The sequence below is a fragment of the Jannaschia aquimarina genome, from assembly GCF_000877395.1.
In the GTDB taxonomy this organism is placed as follows: Bacteria; Pseudomonadota; Alphaproteobacteria; order Rhodobacterales; family Rhodobacteraceae; genus Jannaschia; species Jannaschia aquimarina.
Map to the genome: position 1 here is coordinate 1 of NZ_JYFE01000069.1, position 5,005 is coordinate 5,005.

General features: G+C 63.4%; 5 protein-coding genes. All 5 read right to left on the reverse strand.

The genetic code is table 11. The features are described 5' to 3' along the window. Positions 1-198: 198 nt before the first annotated feature. Positions 199-1,467, reverse strand: a complete 1,269-nt coding sequence (repC, locus tag jaqu_RS18035) for a plasmid replication protein RepC (RefSeq protein ID WP_236687896.1) — start codon at positions 1,465-1,467, stop codon at positions 199-201. Positions 1,468-1,570: 103 nt separating this feature from the next. After that, positions 1,571-2,584: a plasmid partitioning protein RepB gene (repB, locus tag jaqu_RS18040; protein WP_043920413.1), complete on the reverse strand. Its 1,014-nt coding sequence runs from the start codon at positions 2,582-2,584 to the stop codon at positions 1,571-1,573. After that, on the reverse strand, positions 2,581-3,771 hold the full coding sequence (repA, locus tag jaqu_RS18045; RefSeq protein WP_043920414.1) for a plasmid partitioning protein RepA: 1,191 nt from the start codon (positions 3,769-3,771) through the stop codon (positions 2,581-2,583). Before repA ends, repB begins: the two co-directional genes overlap by 4 nt. Before the next feature lie 214 nt (positions 3,772-3,985). Further along, a complete protein-coding gene (locus tag jaqu_RS18050) occupies positions 3,986-4,408 on the reverse strand; it encodes a type II toxin-antitoxin system VapC family toxin (RefSeq protein ID WP_043920415.1) in 423 nt (140 codons plus the stop codon). Further along, positions 4,405-4,644, reverse strand: coding sequence for a FitA-like ribbon-helix-helix domain-containing protein (locus jaqu_RS18055; protein WP_043920416.1), 240 nt, complete (start codon positions 4,642-4,644; stop codon positions 4,405-4,407). Before jaqu_RS18055 ends, jaqu_RS18050 begins: the two co-directional genes overlap by 4 nt. Positions 4,645-5,005 lie beyond the last annotated feature (361 nt).

Here is a 5,005-nt window from a genome sequence, read left to right on the forward strand (position 1 = left end):
TCAGCCAAGACACGCAACAAATGTAGACATTACACATATCCTGCAATCCATACGGATGATGGCATTCTTATCAGTTTGCGACGTTAGTGCAAGATCGATGATCGCCATCAGCCGTATGTCCATTTCACTCCGAAAACCTCGAGCCACCTTCACAGCTGTGAACCCGTCACCGCCTCAAGCTGCTTCACAGCTGTGAAGTCAGGCCGCACTTCGCAGGAGCGACATGATCATCGGGCCGGTCGAAAACTTCCCAAGGCTGGCCTTCGCCGAAAGGGATCGCAGGTAGCCCCCGGGACTGCTGATCTTCTCGAAGCGTTCAAGTATCCCCACAACCGTCACGGCCGCCTCTTCTACCCCCATTGCCTCGCAGGCCTCTGACCAGGCGGACGGCGAGATACCCATCATCGGTCTGATGCGTTCGGCCGCTGCCACCAAGTCGTGCCAGTGACGGATCGGAGCGGTTGTGTAGTCCAGAACTGTCGGACAGGCTGAGATGACAACCGGCAGCGGCATCGCAGGGCTCGACCGATGCTCCGCTTCAACTGGCGCGTCCATCAGATCGGGCCCCACGGCTTCCGCCTTTGCCGGTTCTCGGCGAAGTTCAAGATCAGGTAGATCTGGTTTTGAATTCTGATGGTGACGCCCAGGATGACGGTCAGTGCCGCTCACTTCTTCTGGCTCCAGGATATCACGTGCGCTGCATAGCGCTCGATCGAGAAGATTTCTAGCTGCTTCAAGGTCGATTAGATCGGGGCGCCTGCGAAGCCGCTTGGCAACGTCGACGGCGACCGCGAGTAGGTCGGACCAAAGGTCTAAATCGGGGCGGGCTGTCGAGCCATACTCGACGAGGCCGGCTAAGTCTCGGCGCATCAGGGAGACCGTCCGGCGTAACCGATCAAGACAATCTTCCTCGGTCCTGACCTCATCGGCGAGCGCCGCGATCTCAGCCGCGCGGTAGGCAAGGGGGGCTAGATCCAGACCAAAGGCGTCGCGCTCTCCATCACGGTAGCGGCGCACGTAACGCTTGCCGTTTGGGCTGTCCCGGCGGGAGATCAGCCCGGCGGCAACCAGGGCCGCGATATGGCGGCGGAGGGTCGAGTCCGGCATGCCATTCAACCGGTCGGACAGCGTCGCGTTGGAAGGGTGGACGATCATCGTGGCCGCATCGTCGGTCTCGTCCGGCTTCAACTCAGAGCCTTTACGAAAGCTCAGGAGCGCCTGCAGCACGGAGATCTGTCGGTCGGAGATGCCGAGCCGTACGCGCGCCGTGGCGACGTCGCGCAGGAGGGTCCATTTGTCGGGATGCGACGGGGCAGGGCCGTCGGTGCCTGACAGTGTCGCCATTCGCGCCACGATGGCGCGATCGACCGTTCGCCCGAAAGGCGTGAGTGTCTGGTAACCCATTTCGATATCACGGGAGCGCAAAAACCCCGCCCGCGAATCAGTTATGACTTGCGGGGTCGGCATGCGGCCACTAGCTTGGGGTTGCTAAGCACCAAGTTGGGCCTCGTGAGACTTCGGTTTTGCGGGGCCTAGTTTTTCGCTCTGTTCGTGCCTCCTGCTGTTGATTTCATTGGCTTTCCTCGACGCTCCGCCGGTAGCGGGCGTAAAGTTCAGGGAGGACGGTTTCGGCTTCCGCTTCCAACCAGTCCGCGAACGGCCCAGTTTCGACATCCAGACGAACCGTCTTCCCGGAGCGCCGAACCTCGCCGCGGAGACCGTCCGCGAAGGTGATCTGACGCCATGTCTTGTCGGAACTGCGCCTCGTTGCCGTGGTACGGGGATTGGTCGACCCGCGCGGTTCCGCGAGCTTTGCCATGACCGCGTCGAATGCGGCGCGGGAGGGGTCGTCTTCCTGCTTGGCGAGGGCGACGCCGTAGGCGACTTCCGCCGGATCGACCAATGTTTCCGGGTCGGTCCCAGTGTCCGAGATCGCGGCGGCCAGCGCTTCCCAGCGGGGCCGGCCAATTCCGAGCGCGGGGCCGATCGCTCGGGCGAGGTCGGGCGTGACCGCATCGACGATGTTCAGCGCCATTGAGATCGACGAGGGCGTAACCGTCAGGGCCTCGGCGATCGACTTCTGCGTGCCGTAGCCCTGATCCATCAGGGACCGGGCAAAAAGGGCCTTTTCGATGAAGGACAGGTCGCGGCGCGCCATGTTCTCGGAGATCTGCGCACGGACTGCCGCGGCGTCGTCGAGCGTGGCCACCAGGGCGCGGACCTTGACGACCGACGCAGAGGCGCGGATCGCCTCCAGGCGCCGTCGTCCGTAGACCAGAAGGTAGCGCTCCGGATTCTCGGGGTTCTTGCGAACGAGGATCGGCACGGTCTGGCCGTTAGCCTCGATCGCGTCGCGCAGGTCGGCGACGTCCTCGGGATCGATCCGGTCGCCGACGCGCAGGTCGTCGATGCTTTCGGGATCGAGTTCCCAGACGCGAATGCTGTCAACGGCATCGCGCGCGCCGCGCAGCGCGCGGTAGCCGGACTGACCGGGGTCGGACCTGGCCGGGGCAGGGGAGGGGGGCGCGGTCGTCTGCGCCATCGCATCCAGCATCGAGAGACGCTTCTTGCGGCTTTCGGTCATTCGATCCGCCCCCAGGTTCGTTGGATGAGCCTCGCAATCTCATCGTTGACGGCGTTCAGGCTATCCATCGCGCGGTCGTAGGTGCTTCGGGTAAAGGCGCCGCGCTCGACCTCGTAGAGGGTCTGCTTGGTAAGGCCCGCATCCGAGATCGCGGTCGATTTGAGCATCGGCGCATTGAGGACGCTTTCGCCGTAGAGCGTGCGCAGGAAGGCCGAGATGCGCGTCTGCGGGGCATCCGTCGGTTCGTACCGGGTGAGTAGGTAGCGGATCCAGTCGTGCGAGAGGTCGGCGCCGCTGTCGGCAATGACGTCCATCAGATCGGCCGTCATCCGCAGGAACTGGGACATCGACATCACGTCGAGCATCTCTGGGTGGATCGTGACAAGCACGCCGGTTGCAGCCGACAGCGCCGACATGGTCAGGAAGCCCAGCTGCGGCGGACAGTCGATGACGACTACGTCGTAATCATCATCGACCTGTTCCAATGCCTCGCGCACGCGGAAGAAGAACAGGCCGGCCTCGCCCCGCGAAAGGGCGCGCGGCGTGTCGTGCTCGAAATCCATCAGGTCCAGGTTTCCGGGCACGATGTCGAGATTCGGGATGTAGGTGCGGCGGATTACCTCGCGGAGGGGGACGGGGTCGTCGTAGCGAATCGCGTCGTAGAGCGTTCCGCCGTCGGTCAGGTCGAATTCGGGCTGCACGCCGTGCAAGGCGGTGAACGAGGCCTGCGGATCCAGATCAATGCCGAGAACGCGGTATCCGGTCAGTGCGAGGCGCTGGACGAGGTGGGCGGCGGTGGTCGTCTTCGAGCTGCCACCCTTGAAGTTCATGATCGCGATGGTCTGGAGGTGATCGCCCGCGCGCCGGCCCGGCACGTAGTCGCCCGGATTGCGCGCCGTCTTCTCGAGCATCACCCTCAGCGCCTGGATGTCGTCAGCCGAGTAGAGACGGCGGTTGCCCGGGCTGAGTTCGGGGGAGGGGCCCTTGCCGTCGAGATGGAGCTTGCGAAGATAGCTGTCTCCGACGCCGAGCAGGCCCGCGGCCTCGCCCGAGGTGAACCTCCGCATGGTCTTGGATGCGTCGGGGGGGAATAGGCTCTCGCGCTGCGCATGAAGTTGCCCGGCGAGCTGCTCCGAGTGTGCACGCACCACGGCGTTGAGATCTTCCTTGCGCGGGGTCATATCCATGACGCGCGTCCTTGCCTGCCAATCGCGCTATTCCCGTGTTCACGGAAAAACGCGTTATACCGCTGTTTTCCGTGATTAGTGGATCAGCAGGCGGATTCGCGCAAGTCTTTTCCACATGTTGTGGATATCGGGAGTGATCAAGGGGTCTGTCATTCGATGCCCACCTTACGGTCCAGTCGAAAGTGGGGGGCACTCGGGTTATATCATCAAGGGGTTACGGCGTGTCCCACGGATCGATGACCTGAACCCCCATGGCTTCGAATGGCCCGGTGTCGCGCGTGGCGATGGGGAGCTTTCGGGCAAGGCAGATGCCGGCGATCAGGCCATCCATGGCCGACACGGCAAGGCCGCGTTGCCGTGCCGTCGAGAACCCGGTGGCATAGGCATGCGCGGCGGCGGCGTCGAAGGGGAGAATGCGGTCGCCGATCAGCAGGTCCATCATTCGGCCGAACCGTTCGTCCAGATCGACCGCCTTGCGGCCCTGCGGGGCGATGGCGATGCCTGCCCGCAATTCGGCGAACGTCACGATTGTGATGTGGAGGGTAGATATAATCTGGGCATTCAGCCAGTCGCGCACCTGGGGCGCGCGCTCTGCGCGCATCGCCTCTGAAACGACGTTCGTGTCGAGGACGATCATTCGAAGTCGATCGGCTCGTGGGGGGTTTTGTCGCGCCGGATGGCGCTGTCCGGCAGGTCAACCCCGTCCCAAATCGACCAGAGCAGGTCACCGGCACCGACCTCGTCCCGTGGCATCACGGCCCGAGCGAGGATGATGCGCACCTCCTCCTCGGTGCTGCGGCCATGGGCCTTCGCCTGCGCCTTGATCGCGCGATGAACCTCGTCGGGGATGCGGCGAACGTTGATGTTGCCCATCGGGGTTTCTCCATGCGGGTGCGATTGATCCGGGGTCTCAATGTATATGGTATCATATCGTGGAGACGCTACCAATCGACATTCGTCGGTTCGGCACGGAAGACGGGCCCCCCGAAGTGGGGCCTCAGCGAGTCCTCACCAAGAGGAAGAGCGTGATGCCTGGAAGAAGGAATTGACCCATGGAGCGTCAGTTGGCCCGACCGGATCGATTTCCGACCAACCAATTGCGGGCTTGGGAACGAGCTAAGGGTCGCTATTGCACTGCGGCGCGCGATGCATCGTTTGAGCCTTCGCAGGCTTTGAGAAGTCTCCAGCGGGAAGGGCAGGGGAGGGGGCCGGAGCGCACGCGCTTCGGCCCCGA